The sequence below is a fragment of the Streptomyces sp. NPDC046465 genome, from assembly GCF_040646035.1.
GTDB lineage: Bacteria > Actinomycetota > Actinomycetes > Streptomycetales > Streptomycetaceae > Streptomyces.
The window spans coordinates 308,847-323,756 of record NZ_JBEYZK010000001.1; the positions used below are offsets into that span (position 1 = coordinate 308,847).

14 protein-coding genes are annotated in these 14,910 nt (G+C 71.6%); 9 read left to right on the forward strand and 5 right to left on the reverse strand.

Features of this window, described 5'->3' with window-relative positions; translation table 11 throughout:
- Positions 1-17: 17 nt before the first annotated feature.
- Positions 18-449 (reverse strand): MerR family transcriptional regulator, encoded by a 432-nt coding sequence (locus ABZ953_RS01405; RefSeq protein ID WP_361714794.1) that lies wholly within the window; start codon positions 447-449, stop codon positions 18-20.
- 131 nt (positions 450-580) lie between these two features.
- Here ABZ953_RS01405 and ABZ953_RS01410 point away from each other — a divergent pair, with 131 nt between their 5' ends.
- The gene (locus tag ABZ953_RS01410; protein ID WP_361714796.1) at positions 581-1,408 is read left to right on the forward strand and encodes a serine hydrolase domain-containing protein; all 828 of its coding nucleotides are present in this window, start codon (positions 581-583) and stop codon (positions 1,406-1,408) included.
- On the opposite strand, the gene ABZ953_RS01415 is transcribed toward ABZ953_RS01410, so the two are convergent.
- Positions 1,405-2,079 (reverse strand): pirin family protein, encoded by a 675-nt coding sequence (locus tag ABZ953_RS01415; protein ID WP_361714799.1) that lies wholly within the window; start codon positions 2,077-2,079, stop codon positions 1,405-1,407. The two genes, ABZ953_RS01410 and ABZ953_RS01415, sit on opposite strands and share 4 nt — an antisense overlap.
- Positions 2,080-2,242: 163 nt before the next feature.
- Here ABZ953_RS01415 and fasR point away from each other — a divergent pair, with 163 nt between their 5' ends.
- The 5 genes from fasR to fabF all read left to right on the forward strand — a co-directional run bounded on the left by fasR (position 2,243) and on the right by fabF (position 7,091).
- A complete protein-coding gene (fasR, locus tag ABZ953_RS01420) occupies positions 2,243-3,382 on the forward strand; it encodes a fatty acid biosynthesis transcriptional regulator FasR (protein WP_361715628.1) in 1,140 nt (379 codons plus the stop codon).
- Between the two features lie 89 nt (positions 3,383-3,471).
- Entirely contained in the window at positions 3,472-4,383 is a 912-nt protein-coding gene (locus tag ABZ953_RS01425; RefSeq protein WP_361714802.1) for an ACP S-malonyltransferase, read from the forward strand.
- Positions 4,384-4,409: 26 nt separating this feature from the next.
- A complete protein-coding gene (locus ABZ953_RS01430) occupies positions 4,410-5,411 on the forward strand; it encodes a ketoacyl-ACP synthase III (RefSeq protein WP_361714805.1) in 1,002 nt (333 codons plus the stop codon).
- Between the two features lie 98 nt (positions 5,412-5,509).
- A complete protein-coding gene (locus tag ABZ953_RS01435) occupies positions 5,510-5,758 on the forward strand; it encodes an acyl carrier protein (RefSeq protein WP_361714808.1) in 249 nt (82 codons plus the stop codon).
- Positions 5,759-5,828: 70 nt separating this feature from the next.
- Entirely contained in the window at positions 5,829-7,091 is a 1,263-nt protein-coding gene (gene fabF / locus ABZ953_RS01440) for a beta-ketoacyl-ACP synthase II (protein ID WP_361714811.1), read from the forward strand.
- 78 nt (positions 7,092-7,169) lie between these two features.
- On the opposite strand, the gene ABZ953_RS01445 is transcribed toward fabF, so the two are convergent.
- A complete protein-coding gene (locus tag ABZ953_RS01445; RefSeq protein WP_356261936.1) occupies positions 7,170-7,664 on the reverse strand; it encodes a DUF3145 domain-containing protein in 495 nt (164 codons plus the stop codon).
- Positions 7,665-8,005: 341 nt separating this feature from the next.
- Between ABZ953_RS01445 and ABZ953_RS01450 the strand changes: the two genes are divergently transcribed.
- A complete protein-coding gene (locus ABZ953_RS01450; RefSeq protein ID WP_361714815.1) occupies positions 8,006-8,917 on the forward strand; it encodes an SGNH/GDSL hydrolase family protein in 912 nt (303 codons plus the stop codon).
- Positions 8,918-8,991: 74 nt separating this feature from the next.
- Here the strand turns inward: ABZ953_RS01450 and ABZ953_RS01455 are convergent, their stop codons facing one another.
- Complete coding sequence (locus ABZ953_RS01455) at positions 8,992-9,564, reverse strand: XRE family transcriptional regulator (protein ID WP_361714818.1); 573 nt, start codon at positions 9,562-9,564, stop codon at positions 8,992-8,994.
- A 134-nt stretch (positions 9,565-9,698) separates the two neighbouring features.
- Between ABZ953_RS01455 and ABZ953_RS01460 the strand changes: the two genes are divergently transcribed.
- On the forward strand, positions 9,699-11,234 hold the full coding sequence (locus tag ABZ953_RS01460) for an MFS transporter (RefSeq protein WP_361714821.1): 1,536 nt from the start codon (positions 9,699-9,701) through the stop codon (positions 11,232-11,234).
- A gap of 71 nt (positions 11,235-11,305) precedes the next feature.
- Complete coding sequence (locus ABZ953_RS01465; RefSeq protein ID WP_361714824.1) at positions 11,306-12,373, forward strand: alkene reductase; 1,068 nt, start codon at positions 11,306-11,308, stop codon at positions 12,371-12,373.
- Here ABZ953_RS01465 and ABZ953_RS01470 read toward each other — a convergent pair.
- Entirely contained in the window at positions 12,358-14,874 is a 2,517-nt protein-coding gene (locus ABZ953_RS01470; protein ID WP_361714827.1) for a glycoside hydrolase family 3 C-terminal domain-containing protein, read from the reverse strand. The genes ABZ953_RS01465 and ABZ953_RS01470 overlap by 16 nt on opposite strands.
- Between the last annotated feature and the right edge of the window lie 36 nt (positions 14,875-14,910).

Sequence of the window (14,910 nt, forward strand, 5' to 3'; positions counted from 1 at the left end):
TCCGGGGTCGTCGTCGGTCAGGGCGTCTCCGACACCCCGCGGGCGGCCGCGTACGTGTCGATCTTGTAGTCGAGGACGGCGAGGGTGTCCTGCAGCTCCGCGATGCGGCCGCGGACGTCGCGCCGCGTCTGCTCCAGGAGTTCCTGGCGATCGGGGAACGTGTGCTGTCCCTCGCGGACCAGTTCCGCGTACCGGACCATGTCCGCGACGGGCATCCCGGTCAGGCGCAGCTTGCCGACGAAGGCGAGCCAGTCCAGGTCGCGGTTGCGGTAGCGGCGCTGGCCCGTGTGGGAGCGGTCGATGTGCGGCATCAGGCCGATCCGCTCGTACCACCGCAGCGTGTAGGCGCTCAGCCCGGTGTGGGCCGCGACCTCGCTGATCGTGTAGTGGTCCTGGCCGTCCGGGCTCGGGGGCCCCGCCGCCTCGGTCCTGGTCTGCATCACCGTCATGCCCCTCACGCTAGAACCTTGGAGTGCACTCCAAGCAAGCGGATCAAGGGGAAATCGGGGAGATGTCTCTCTTGGCTTCGTACGCAAGCCCGACCCCTCGATGCGCCTCGACCTGTAGGGACCTTAGGCTCGTGCGCATGCAGAGCCTGGCGTTGATCGAGAACTGGCCGGTCCCCACCGCGGCCGCCGCCGTCGTCCGTGCGGACGGCACGTCGCTCGGGGCCCACGGTCCCACGGACCGGCGTTTCGCCCTCGCCTCGGTCACCAAACCCCTCGCGGCGTACGCCGCCCTCGTCGCGTACGAGGAAGGGGCGATCGAGCTGGACGAGCCCGCGGGGCCCGAGGGCTCGACGGTGCGGCACCTGCTCGCGCACACCAGCGGGCTCGCGTTCGACGAGCACCGCACGACCTCGGCGCCGGGCACGCGGCGGCTGTACTCGAACGCGGGGTTCGAGGTCCTCGGCGACCACATCGCGAAGGCGACGGACATCCCCTTCGCGGAGTACCTGCGCCAGGCGGTCCTCGTACCGCTTGGCATGACGTCCACCTCGCTCGAAGGTGACCTCTCGCCTGCCAAGGACGGGGTGTCCACCGTCGACGACCTGGTGCGGTTCGCGGCGGAGGTGCAGGCCCCGCAGTTGCTCGACGCGCGGACCGTGGCCGCGGCGATGACCGTGACGTACCCGGGGCTGAAGGGCGTACTGCCGGGGTACGGGCACCAGAACCCGAACGACTGGGGGCTCGGGTTCGAGATCCGCGACTCCAAGGCGCCGCACTGGACGGGGAGTTCGTCGTCGCCGCGGACGTTCGGGCACTTCGGGCAGGCGGGCACGTTCCTGTGGATCGACCCGGACGCGGGCGTGGCGTGCGTCGCGCTCACCGACCGGCCCTTCGGGCCGTGGGCCGCTGAGGTGTGGCCCCCGTTCACCGACGCGGTGCTCGCCGAGGTGCGCGGCTAAGCGGCACCACCCACCGCGCCCGCCATCTCCCAGATCAGGAGTTCCGCGGCGCCCGAGGCCACCCCTTCGAGCCCCGTCTCCCCGGTGATCCGCACGGCGTCGCCCGGCCCCAGGGGCTCGCCGCCCAACTCCACTTCGCCGCGCACCACATGCACGTACACGAGCGGTGCGTCCGGGATGGCGAGCCGCTCCCCCGCCGCCGCCCGGCGTACGTGCAGCAGCGCCCCCGCGCCGGGCACCGCGTACGGCGTGGAGTCGGCGATGCCGCGGACCACCTCGTAGGACGGGTCGCCGCCCGGGGCGAGGGGGGCCAGCCACATCTGGACGAAGACGAGGGGCGTCGGGCCGTCGTTGCGTTCGACGTGCCGGACACCGCCCGCGGCGGACAGGTGCTGCACGTCGCCGGGGCGCACCAGCGACTCGTGCCCTGTCGAATCGCGGTGCGTCAGTTCGCCCTCGACGACCCAGGTCACGATCTCGGTGTGGCTGTGCGGGTGTTCGTCGAAGCCGGCGCCGGGCGCGAGGCGCTCTTCGTTGCAGGCCAGGACGGCGCCGAAGCGGAGGTTGTCGGGGTCGTAGTGGGGGCCGAAGGAGAAGGCATGGCGGGACTCGATGCCGGCCGCGGTCTCCCCGCCGCGGTACCGGTCGCCGGAGCGCCGTACGTCAATCACACACCCCACGGTAGGGCCTCCGCAGGCCCCTGCACCGCACGTCCCCGCCCCGATAAGGCAGTCTTGTCCCGTGCCCGAACCCTCAGCGAACGCAGCCCAGCAGGAGTCCCACCGGGAGCCCGGCCAGGACGCCCGCCGCAACGCCCACGCCCACGCCGCGACCCTGAAGCGTCTGGAGAAGTCGTCCGGGAGCCTCGCGGCGCAGGCCATCGCGCGGATGGACGAGACGCTGTCCTGGTACCGGGCGATGCCGCCGGAGAACCGGTCCTGGATCGGTCTGGTCGCCCAGGCCGGTATCGCCGCGTTCACCGAGTGGTTCCGGCACCCGGACGCGCCCCAGGCCATCTCCACCGACGTCTTCGGCACCGCCCCCCGCGAACTGACCAGGGCGATCACCCTGCGCCAGACGGTGGAGATGGTGCGTACGACGATCGAGGTGATGGAGTCCGCCATCGACGAGGTGGCCGCGCCCGGCGACGAGTCGGTGCTCAGGGAGGCCCTCCTCGTCTACGCCCGCGAGATCGCCTTCGCCACCGCTCAGGTGTACGCCCAGGCCGCCGAGGCACGCGGTGCCTGGGACGCCCGCCTGGAATCCCTCGTCGTGAACGCGGTGCTGTCCGGGGAGGCCGACGAGGGCGCCGTCTCCCGTGCCGCCGCCCTCGGCTGGAACTCCCCCGACCATGTCTGCGTGATCCTCGGCACCGCCCCCGACGGCGACAGCGAGCTCACCGTCGAGGCCATCCGCCGCGCCGCCCGGCACACGAAGCTGCAGGTCCTCACCGGTGTCCTCGGTGACCGCCTGGTCGTCATCGCCGGTGGCAACGACAATCCGCTGCACGTGGCGAAGTCGCTGATCGGCCCGTACGCCGCCGGTCCCGTGGTGGCGGGGCCGATCGTTCCCGACCTGCTCGCCGCGACGCGTTCCGCGCAGGCCGCGGCCGCCGGCCTCAAGGCGTGCGCCGCCTGGCAGGACGCTCCGCGCCCCGTCCTCGCGGACGATCTGCTGCCGGAGCGGGCGATGGCCGGGGATCCGGCGGCCCGCGACCAGCTGGTGGAGGAGATCTACAGACCGCTGGAGGAAGCGGGCTCCGCGCTCCTGGAGACGCTCAGCGTCTACCTGGAGCAGGCGAGCAGCCTCGAAGGCGCGGCCCGGATGCTCTTCGTCCACCCCAATACCGTGCGCTACCGGCTTCGACGTGTGACTGACGTCACCGGTTGGTCGCCTTCCGATGTGCGCTCCGCTTTCACGCTGCGTATCGCGCTCATCCTGGGACGTCTGGCCGACGCGGATCCCCAGTCGTAGGGTTTTGTCGACCCCCTACAATTTGCCCAGCCGTTCTTCGTCCCTGTCCCCACGGGCGGGCCCCACCGTCCACAAGAGAGAGTGTAAGAGTGCTCGTACTCGTCGCTCCCGGCCAAGGCGCTCAGACGCCCGGCTTCCTGAACCCCTGGCTCGACCTCCCCGGCGCCGCTGACCGCCTCGCCGCCTGGTCCGACGCCATCGGGCTCGACCTCGCCCACTACGGCACCCAGGCCGACGCGGACGCGATCCGCGACACGGCCGTGGCCCAGCCGCTGCTCGTGGCCGCCGGTCTGCTCTCCGCCACGGCACTCGGTGACATCACGCCGGGCGCCGTCGCCGGACACAGCGTCGGCGAGATCACCGCCGCCGCGTACGCGGGTGTGCTCGGCGAGGACGAGGCACTGCGCCTGGTCCGCACGCGTGGCCTGGCGATGGCCGACGCCGCCGCCGTCACGGAGACCGGCATGGCGGCGCTGCTCGGCGGCGCCCCCGAGGTCACCGTCCCGCACCTGGAGAAGCTCGGCCTGACCCCGGCGAACGTGAACGGCGCCGGTCAGATCGTCGCCGCGGGCACCCTGGAGCAGCTCGCCGCCCTGCAGGAGGACAAGCCCGAGGGCGTCCGCAAGGTGGTCGCCCTCAAGGTCGCGGGCGCGTTCCACACCGAGCACATGGCGCCCGCCGTGACCGCCCTTGAGGAGGCCGCGGCCTCAATCACCGTCGCGGACCCCAGGCTCACCTACGTCTCCAACCGCGACGGTGCCACGGTCGCCACCGGCGCCGAAGTGATCTCCCGCCTGGTCGGCCAGGTCGCCAACCCGGTCCGCTGGGACCTGTGCATGGAGACCTTCAAGGAGATGGGCGTGACGGCGCTGATCGAGGTGTGCCCCGGTGGCACGCTGACCGGTCTCGCCAAGCGCGCGCTGCCGGGCGTCAAGACGCTCGCGGTGAAGACCCCCGATGACCTCGACGCGGCCCGCGCGCTCGTCGCCGAGCATTCCTAGCCGAGAGCGACAAGGAGCCGTAGCGCATGTCGAAGATCAAGGCCGGCCAGGGCCACCCGTACGCACGGATCATGGGTGTCGGCGGCTACCGTCCCACGCGCGTCGTGCCGAACGAGGTGATCCTGGAGACCATCGACTCGTCCGATGAGTGGATCCGCTCCCGCTCCGGCATCGCGACCCGCCACTGGGCCTCCGACGAGGAGACCGTGGCCGCGATGTCCGTGGAGGCGGCGGGCAAGGCGATCGCCGACGCCGGCATCACGCCCGAGCAGATCGGGGCCGTGGTCGTCTCCACCGTCTCGCACTTCAAGCAGACCCCGGCCATCGCGACCGAGATCGCGGACAAGATCGGCGCGGGCAGGCCCGCCGCGTTCGACATCTCCGCGGGCTGCGCGGGCTTCGGTTACGGGCTGACCCTCGCCAAGGGCATGGTCGTCGAGGGCTCCGCCGAGTACGTTCTCGTCATCGGCGTGGAGCGGCTCAGCGACCTCACCGACCTGAGCGACCGGGCGACGGCGTTCCTGTTCGGTGACGGCGCGGGCGCCGTGATCGTCGGTCCCTCCAAGGAGCCGAGGATCGGTCCGACGGTCTGGGGCTCGGAGGGCGACAAGGCCGAGACGATCAAGCAGACCGAGAGCTGGGAAGCGTACCGCAACGGCACGCTCGACAAGTTCCCTGCCATTACGCAGGAAGGCCAGGCGGTTTTCCGCTGGGCCGTGTTCGAGATGGCGAAGGTCGCCCAGCAGGCGCTGGACGTGGCCGGAATCACCGCGGACGACCTGGATGTCTTCATTCCGCATCAGGCCAACGAGCGGATCATCGACTCGATGGTGAAGACTCTGAAACTGCCGGAACATGTCACGGTCGCCCGTGACGTGCGCACCACCGGCAACACCTCGGCCGCCTCGATCCCGCTCGCAATGGAGCGGCTCCTGGCGACCGGCGAGGCGAAGAGCGGCGACACCGCGCTGGTCATCGGCTTCGGGGCGGGTCTCGTGTACGCCGCCACGGTCGTTACCCTCCCCTAGGCATCGCTTCCGGATCATCCGATCCGGGAGCCGCACCAACCTGCCGCTGCCGCGGCAGGCGCACCACCTCCCCCGGATACACAAGAAGGAGCGCCGACATGGCCGCCACAGAGAAGGAGATCGTTGACGGTCTCGCGGAGATCGTGAACGAGATCGCCGGCATCCCGGTCGAGGACGTCCAGCTGGACAAGTCCTTCACCGACGACCTGGACGTCGACTCGCTGTCCATGGTCGAGGTCGTCGTCGCCGCCGAAGAGCGCTTCGACGTCAAGATCCCCGACGACGACGTCAAGAACCTCAAGACGGTCGGCGACGCGACCAAGTACATCCTCGAGCACCAGAACTGACCCAGCTCGAGCTCAATCGCCACCCGGCGGTGGCGCCGTTGATCCCCTCAACACCGTGGAGAAATTTCCTGTGAACTCGACCAATCGCACCGTGGTCGTCACCGGTATCGGCGCAACCACACCGCTGGGTGGCGACGCCGCGTCGACGTGGGAGGGCCTGCTCGCGGGCCGCTCCGGCGTCAGCGCGCTGGAGCAGGACTGGGCAGCCGAGCTGCCCGTCCGCATCGCCGGTCAGATCGCCGTGGAACCGGGCGAGGTCATTCCCCGCCCGCAGGCCCGCAAGCTGGACCGGTCGGCGCAGTTCGCGCTGATCGCGGCCAAGGAGGCCTGGGCGGACGCCGGCTACACCGCCAAGGCGGGCGAGGACGCTTCGGTGGACCCGCACCGTCTCGGCGCGGTCATCGCGTCCGGCATCGGCGGCGTGACCACGCTTCTCGACCAGTACGACGTGCTCAAGGAGAAGGGCGTACGCCGCGTCTCCCCGCACACCGTGCCGATGCTGATGCCCAACTCCCCGGCGGCCAACGTCGGCATCGAGCTGGGCGCCCACGCGGGCGTCCACACCCCGGTGTCGGCCTGCGCCTCGGGCGCCGAGGCCATCGGCTACGCGATCGAGATGATCCGCACCGGCCGCGCCGACGTCGTCGTCGCGGGCGGCACGGAGGCGGCGATCCACCCGCTGCCGATCGTCGCGTTCGGCAACATGATGGCGATGTCCAAGAACAACGACGACCCGCAGGGCGCCTCGCGTCCCTACGACGCCGACCGCAACGGCTTCGTGCTCGGCGAGGGTGCCGGCGTCGTCGTCCTCGAGTCCGAGGAGCACGCCAAGGCCCGCGGCGCGAAGATCTACGCGGAGGCCGTCGGCCAGGGCATCTCGGCCGACGCCCACCACATCACGCAGCCCGAGCCGTCCGGCAACGGCATCGCCGCGGCGCTGCAGAACCTGGTCGACACGACGGACCTCAAGCCCGCCGAGGTCGTGCACGTGAACGCGCACGCCACTTCGACGCCGCAGGGTGACGTCGCGGAGATCAAGGCGCTGCGCAAGGCGTTCGGCGACGACGTGGACCACATGGCGATCTCCAGCACCAAGTCGATGACCGGTCACCTGCTCGGTGGCGCGGGCGGCGTGGAGACCGTGGCCACGGTCCTCGCGCTGAAGAACCGCGTCGCCCCGCCGACGATCAACCTCGACAACCTCGACCCCGAGGTCGACGCCGACATCGTCCGCGGCGAGGCGCGTCCGCTGCCCGAGGGCAGGATCGCGGCGCTGAACGACTCGTTCGGCTTCGGCGGCCACAACGTGGTGCTGGCGTTCCGGTCCGTCTGATTCGTCTGATCCGTCTGCTGTACCTGTTGTACATACGCGAAGGGGCCCCACCACTCGGTGGGGCCCCTTCGCGTCGTCTCAGACCACTTGGTGCAGCCAGCGCACCGGCGCGCCCTCGCCCGCGTACCGGAAGGGTTCCAGCTCGTCGTCCCAGGGCTTGCCGAGGAGCTTGGCGAGTTCGGCCGCCAGGTCGCTCTCGCCGCGCTGCGATCGGGCCAGCGCGGCGCGGAGGCGGTCCTCGGGGATCAGGATGTCGCCGTGGATGCCGGTGACCGCGTGGTAGATGCCGAGCTCGGGCGTGGCGCTGTAGCGCTCGCCCTCGGCGCTCGCGCAGGGCTCCGCCGTCACCTCGAAGCGCAGCAGGTCCCAGCCGCGCAGGGCGGAGGCGAGCTTGGAGGCGGTGCCCACCGAGCCCTGCCAGGAGAATTCGGATCTCCAGGTGCCCGGCGCGGCGGGCTGCCTGATCCAGTCGAGGCTCACGCGCGCGCCGAGCACGCCCGCGACGGCCCACTCGACGTGTGGGCACAGCGCGCGCGGAGCGGAGTGCACATACAGAACTCCACGTGTCGTCACCGGGACCTCCAGTGTGGGTCGAGGTTCGCCTTCCCCAGCGGCCTCGCGCCCGTGCCGAGCAGTTTTCCCCAAATACTAGATAAACCTGGGAAAAGGGGACAGATGTGACGTGATGTAATTTAGCGGAACCAGTGCAGCGGTGCGCCACCGGGTGGACCACCCGCCCTGTCGCTGCCGTGACAGCAGTGGCCCGGCGGCTACGGGCCGAGGCTACCGTGCGGCGGCGCAAGGAGTGTGACGTACCGTCGGTCCAAAGGCCAGGAAACTCCGACCTTTCACCCGGCGGGGCGCAACCCCGGCCGTGCGCACGACGTCACGTTGAACGACAGAGGGGAGCAGGGATGCAGAGCCGCAGGCACCGCTCGCGCGCCGTGGTCGCTCTCGCGACGGCGGCCCTTCTGTGCGGCGGGGCGCTCACCGCGTGCGACGCGCAGGGTGACAACTCCCCGGCGTCGGGCGGTCCGCCGGCCCACGGCAAGCCGTCCCCCAGGCCCACGCCCGTCTGGGACACCTCGCCCCGCTCGCTTGCCGCCGTCGGCGACTCCATCACCCGCGGCTTCGACGCCTGCTCGGTGCTCTCCGACTGCCCCGAGGTGTCGTGGGCGACCGGCACCGACGCCGAGGTCGACAGCCTGGCGACACGGCTGCTCGGGAAGGCGCGGGCCGGTTCGCACAGTTGGAACCACGCGAAGACCGGCGCCCGGATGGCGGATCTGACCGGCCAGATCGAACAGGCCGCCACCGAACGGCCCGAGTTGGTCACCGTGATGACGGGCGCCAACGACGCCTGCCGCCCTTCGGCGGCCTCGATGACGTCGGTATCGCAGTTCCGCGCCGACTTCCAGGAGGCGATGCGCACGCTCCGGCGCGAGCTGCCGAAGGCTCAGGTGTACGTGTCGTCCGTGCCGGACCTGAAGCGGCTCTGGTCCCAGGGGCGGACCAATCCGCTGGGCAAGCAGGTGTGGAAGCTGGGCATCTGCGCCTCGATGCTGGCCGACCCGGACGACCTGGACACGGCGGCGACCCAGCGGCGCGCGGCGGTGCGGGAGCGCGTGGTCGCGTACAACGACGTGCTCGAGGACGTGTGCGACAAGGACCGGCGGTGCCGGTACGACGGCGGGGCGGTCTTCGACTACCGCTTCGACGGCGACCAGTTGAGCCACTGGGACTGGTTCCACCCCAGCAAGAACGGGCAGTCGCGGCTGGCCGAGATCGCCTATCGGCAGGTGACGTCGAGGAAGCCCGCCGTTTAGGAAGGTGGTCCGGCCGCGTCCCGGCGCATGCGCAGCGGTCAGTGCCCGGCCGCGGGGCGTCAGGAGGCGGGGCGTCAGGAGGCGGGGCGGGCGCGCAGATGGGCGCGTTCGCCCTGCTTGCCGAAGATGACAAGGAGCTCCACCGGCTGGTCGTTGTCGGGGCCCAGCCAGTGCGGGACGTGGGTGTCGAATTCCGCGACTTCCCCCGGCGCCATGGCCAGGATGCGGTCGCCGAGGTGAAGGCGGAACCTGCCGTTGAGGACGTAGATCCACTCATAGCCCTCGTGCGTCCGGAGCTCGGGCTCGCCGGCGGTGGGGCTGATGACGAGTTTGTGCGCGTGCATGCCGCCCGGCCTGCGGGTCAGCGGCACGTACGTCATGCCGTCGCGCGTGACGGGGCGCAGATGCAGGCGGGGATCGCCTGTCTCCGGGGCGCCGACGAGCTCGTCGAGCGGGACGCCGTAGGCCCGGGCCAGGGGCAGGAGGAGTTCCAGGTTGGGTTTGCGGCCTCCGCCCTCCAGGCGGGAGAGCGTGCTCTCCGAGATCCCGGTGAGTTCGGCCAGCGCGGCCAGCGTGATGGCGTGCCGGCGGCGTAGGTCCCGCAGTCGGGGTCCGACGCCGGCCAGCACGTTCTCGAATTCGCCCATGCGCCGCATCTTGCTGAACCGGCATGACGGATTGCAACTTTTCGGGGCCTGGGCGCACTCTCCTGGCGACGTGGGCCACGCACCTCGTGGCTCACCGAGGCAATCCCGCCCCTCATCGCTCAGGAGAGCTGCCGATGTCTACTCCCGCTCGCACCGCCCGGAAGGGCCCGGATGCGGATGCGCCGGATGCGCCGGGTGCGCCGGATGCACCGGATCCGCGCCGGTGGATGGCGCTGATCGTCGCGTCGGTCGCCACCCTCATGGTCGTGCTCGATGTATCCATCGTGAACATCGCGCTGCCGCAGGCGCAGAGCGACCTCGCGATGGGCGACGCGAACCGCCAGTGGATGATCACCGCCTACGCACTCACCTTCGGAGGACTGCTGCTCCTCGGCGGGCGCATCGCCGACTTCGCCGGACGCAAGCGCGTCCTCACCATCGGGCTGCTGGGCTTCGCGGCAGCCTCCCTGCTCGGCGGCCTGGCGCCCGACCCGGGCACCCTGTTCACCGCACGCGCCCTGCAGGGCGCCTTCGCCGCACTCCTTGCGCCCGCGGCGCTCTCCCTCATCACCGTTGCCTTCACCGACCCCCAAGAACGCGCCAAGGCGTTCGGGATCTTCGGCGCGTTCCAGGGCGGCGGCGGAGCCGTCGGGCTTCTCCTGGGCGGCGTCCTCACCGAGTACGCGGGCTGGCGCTGGTGCATGTACATCAACGTCCCCATCGCCCTGGCCGTCGCTCTCGCCGCCCGCCGCTTCGTCAGGGAGAGCCGCGCCACGGGCGACCGGCACTACGACCTTCCCGGCACTCTGCTGGTGACCGGCGGGCTTGTCGCCCTCGTCTACGGCTTCACCCGGGCCGCCGACGGCGGAGGCTGGACGGCTCCCGCCACCGTGCTCCTCCTGGCGGCCGCCGTCCTGCTGCTGACCGCGTTCGTGCTCGTGGAACGCCGCACCGCCCACCCCCTGCTGCCGCTGCGGGTCGTCATGGAACGCAACCGTGCCGGAGTGTTCCTGGCCAACCTCCTCATCGGCGCCGGCATGTTCGGCATGAACCTCTTCATGACGTACTTCCTCCAGGTCAACCTCCACTACACCCCGCTCGAGGCCGGTATCGCCTTCCTGCCCTTCAGCGCCGGGATCATCGCCACCACCACCCTCGGCCCGCCCCTGGTCACCCGCTTCGGCGCCAAACCCCTGATGGTCTCCGGCACCGCCCTGGCCACCGCGGGGCTGCTGTGGCTCACCCGCCTGGACAGTGCCTCCGGCTACACCGGTGAGGTCCTGCCGACCCAGCTCCTCGTGAGCGTGGGCGTGGGCCTGTTCTTCCTGGCAGGCCCCAACGTCGCACTGTCCGGCGTCGATCCGCGCGACGCCGGAGTGGCCAGCGCAGCGCTCACCACCAGCCAGCAGATCGGCGCGGCCCTCGGCCCCGCCCTCCTCAACACCCTCTACCTCGCCGCCGTCACCGGCTACCTCACCTCCCGCACCCCGACCGGCGGCGAAGCGTCCCGCGCCCTGCGGCTAGAGGGCTTCCTGCACGGCTACCGCATCGCGTTCATCGTCGCCGGAGCCCTCCTGGCCGCAGCCGTCCTCGCCCTGACCGTCCTGGTGAAGACGCCCAAGGCCCCCGCGGACACCACCGACACCGACGTCCCCATCCGGCACACCTGAAACCCCGCCCGTCCCGCACCCCGGCCGCAGCCGCGTCACGACGCGCGTAGCCCTCATTCAAGGAGACCCCCATGGCAGACCTCTTCGAGCCGGTGACCGTCGGCAAGTGGACCCTGAACAACCGCATCGTCATGGCACCCATGACCCGCAACCGCGCCACCCCCGACGGCATACCGACCGACCTCATGGCCACCTACTACGGCCAGCGAGCCACCGCCGGGCTGATCATCACCGAAGGCGTGCAGCCCAGCACCGTGGGCCAGGGATACATGAACTCACCCGGCCTGCACACCCCCGCCCAGATCGCCGCCTGGCGCACCGTCGCCGACGCCGTCCACCAGCACGGCGGGCACATCGTCGCGCAGATCATGCACGCCGGACGCATCTCGCACCCCGACAACAAGCACCACGCCGAAACCGTCGCCCCCAGCGCCATCGCCGCACCCGGCCAGATGTTCACCGCCACCGGCCCCCAGCCCCACCCGACCCCCCGCGCCCTGGGCACCGACGAAATCCCCGCCGTCGTCGACGAGTACGCCCACGCCGCACGGGCCGCCGTCGACGCCGGACTCGACGGCATCGAGCTCCACGCCGCCAACGGCTATCTGCTCCACCAGTTCCTCGCCCCCAACACCAACCAGCGCACCGATTCCTACGGCGGCACCCCCCAGGCACGCGCCCGCTTCGTCATCGAGGTCGCCCAGGCTGTCTCCGACGCCATCGGCAGCGAACGCGTCGGCATCCGCATCTCACCCGCCATCAACCTCCACGGCGCCATCGAGGACAACGCGGCCGACACCGCCGCCACCTACCGCACCCTCGTGGACGCCCTCTCCGCCATGGGCCTGGCCTACCTGCACACCATCGGTGACCCCACCACGCCCCTCATCGAGGACCTCACCCACCGCTTCGCCGGCCCCCGCGTCGTCAGCAACGGCTGGGACCCGGTCACTGACGCTGCCATCGCCCAGGCCCTCCTCGACGACGACCGGGCAGACCTCGTCGCTGTCGGCCGCGCCTTCATCGCGAACCCCGACCTCGTGCGGCGCTGGCAGACCCAGGCACCCCTGAACCAGCCCGACGTGAACACGTTCTACGGAGGCGACCACCGCGGTTACACCGACTACCCGTCCAGGTAACCGCAGGCCCGGGTCAGGCGGGGGTCTGTCAGGGAGTGACTGGCCTCTGCCTTGTAGGGGCCGGGGTGGTGGGACCAGGTGTTCGTGGAGGCGTTCCAGGTTTCGAAGGTTCGCTGCGGGAGGTGGATGGTTACCTCCGTGCTTTCACCCGGTGCTGCCTCCGCGCTTGCGAAACCCGCCAGCCAGCGGGTCGGGCGGGAGCCGTCGTTCTCGGTGGGGGTCAGGTAGATCTGGACGGTCTCGCGGCCCGTGCGCTCGCCGGTGTTGCGGATGCGGACGGTGGCCGTCGTGCCGTCGACGGTGAGTGACTCGTACGTCCAGTCGGTGTAGCCGAGGCCGTGTCCGAAGGCGTACGAGGGAGTGGCGCCCGACTTTTCCCAGGCTCGGTAGCCGATGAACACACCCTCGGTGTAGGCGAGTTCGCCGTCCTCGGGGGTCACGCGGGTGACGGGGGCCGTCGCGAGGTCGCCCCAGGTGGTGGGAAGCCGGCCGCCCGGTTCCTCCACGCCGAGCAGGACGTCGGCGAGGGCCGCGCCGCCCTCCTGGCCGGGGAACCAGGTGAGCAGGACGGCCGCCACGTCGTGCCGCCAGGGAAGTTCCACCGGGGAGCCGGAGTTGACCACGACCACGGTGCGCGGGTTGGCGGCGGCCACGGCGCGGACCAGGTCGTCCTGGCGTCCCGGCAGCTTCAGGTCCCGGCGGTCGAATCCCTCGGACTCGACGCGTTCGGTGGTGGAGACGACCACGACGGCGGTGTCGGCGGCGCGGGCGGTCTCGACGGCCTCGGCGATCAGCTCGTCGGCGGCGCGCTGCGGGCCGAGGTGGGCCAGCGCGAACAGGACGCCCGGCAGCGGGGCCGCGGCCCTCTTGTCGAGACGGTGGCGCAGGGAGACCCGGACGGGGTCACCGGCGGTGAGCGCCACCGTGCCGCGCTCGGCCGGTGCGCCGAAGAACGCCTCGAAGGGGTCGGAGGCGGAGCTCATTTCCTGCACGTCGTCGTAGAGCACCTCGTCGCCGACGGTGAGCGTGAAGGCGCCGAGGCCGCGCGTGCCGAAGGCGTGCTCGCCGCTCTCGCGCGGGGTGAACGTGCCGGTCACCTCGACGCTCGCCAGCGCCTCGTGGGTGACGCCCGCGGGCAGGTCCTCGCCGATCCACTGGACCTGGCCGGAGGGGAGGCTGCCCTCGCCGATGACGGCGCCTTCGGCGTCGCGGCAGACGGCGCGCAGCTCGAACCCCTTTTCCGCGGGGGCGAGTTCGTCGCTGGGGTCGGCGCCGACGGCGTACGTGAGCGCGCCCTCGGGCAGGGCGGCGGTCAGGCCGTCGAGCGGGGAGACGACATGGTCGGGGAAGACGGTGGCGGAGCCGCCGCCGAGGATGCGGGCGTCGCGGGCGGCGGCGCCGATGAGGGCGACCGTGCCGGTGCCGCTCAGCGGCAGAGCCCGGTCCTCGTTGCGTACGAGGACGAAGGCGCGCCGGGCGACCTCGCGGGCGAGCGCCGCGCCGTCGATCTCGGCGGGCAGGTCCTCGGGGGCGACGGCGGGTTCGGCGCCTTCGAGAACGCCGACGCGGACGGCGAGGCGCAGGACGTTGCGGACGGCCGCGTCGAGGGTCTCCTCCGCGACCTCGCCCGCGCGGACGGCGGCGGCGAGCGGCTCGCCGTACACGGTCCGCGGGCCGGGCATGGCGACGTCGAGCCCGCCCTCGATGTCGCCGACGGTGGAGCGGGCGGCCATCCAGTCGGAGACGTTGACCCCGTCGAAGCCCCACTCGCCGCGCAGGACGTCCTGCACGAGGTGCCGGTGTTCGGTCATGGTCACGCCGTTGACCTGGTTGTACGCGGTCATGACGCCCCAGGGGCGGGCGTCCGCGACGATCTTCTCGAAGGGGGCGAGGTACAGCTCGCGCAGGGCGCGCGCGGGCACCTTGTTGTCGACGGTGAAGCGGTCGGTCTCGGCGTCGTTGGCGACGAAGTGCTTCACGGTCGTGCCGACGCCGCCGGACTGCACGCCCCGTACGTAGCCGGTGCCGATGACGCCCGTCAGGTACGGGTCCTCGCTGTACGTCTCGAAGTGGCGGCCGCCGAGCGGGGAGCGGTGGAGGTTGACGGTCGGGGCGAGGAGGACGTGCACGCCCTTGCGGCGGGCCTCCTGCGCCAGGAGCGCGCCGACGCGGCGGGCCAGGTCCTGGTCCCAGGTGGCGGCGAGCGCGGTCGGGGAGGGCAGCGCGACGGACGGGTCGTCGGCGGTCCAGCGGACGCCGCGGACGCCGATCGGGCCGTCGGACATGACGAGGGAGCGCAGGCCGATCTCCGGCAGGGCGTGCAGCGCCCACATGCCGCGGCCGCCGAGCAGGCGGGCCTTCGCGTCCAGGTCGAGCCGCCCGAGGGCCGCCTCTACGGCCGCCTCGCGTGCGCGTTCCTTCGCCGCGTACTCCGGGGCCGCGTGCGCCGTGTGTTCCCGGTCCCCGTGCTCCACTCCCGCCATGGCGGTGCCTCGATTCATCCGTCGCGCCGTGTTCGTGTTCCGGTCCTTTCCGGT

What these genes read in the sequence shown, in the direction of transcription:
- ABZ953_RS01405 (WP_361714794.1), bottom strand. Translation starts at nt 449, where the DNA reads ATGACGGTGATGCAGACCAGGACCGAGGCGGCGGGGCCCCCGAGCCCG.
- ABZ953_RS01430 (WP_361714805.1), top strand. Translation starts at nt 4,410, where the DNA reads ATGTCGAAGATCAAGGCCGGCCAGGGCCACCCGTACGCACGGATCATG.
- ABZ953_RS01435 (WP_361714808.1), top strand. Translation starts at nt 5,510, where the DNA reads ATGGCCGCCACAGAGAAGGAGATCGTTGACGGTCTCGCGGAGATCGTG.
- ABZ953_RS01450 (WP_361714815.1), top strand. Translation starts at nt 8,006, where the DNA reads ATGCAGAGCCGCAGGCACCGCTCGCGCGCCGTGGTCGCTCTCGCGACG.
- ABZ953_RS01455 (WP_361714818.1), bottom strand. Translation starts at nt 9,564, where the DNA reads ATGGGCGAATTCGAGAACGTGCTGGCCGGCGTCGGACCCCGACTGCGG.
- ABZ953_RS01460 (WP_361714821.1), top strand. Translation starts at nt 9,699, where the DNA reads ATGTCTACTCCCGCTCGCACCGCCCGGAAGGGCCCGGATGCGGATGCG.
- ABZ953_RS01465 (WP_361714824.1), top strand. Translation starts at nt 11,306, where the DNA reads ATGGCAGACCTCTTCGAGCCGGTGACCGTCGGCAAGTGGACCCTGAAC.
- ABZ953_RS01470 (WP_361714827.1), bottom strand. Translation starts at nt 14,874, where the DNA reads ATGAATCGAGGCACCGCCATGGCGGGAGTGGAGCACGGGGACCGGGAA.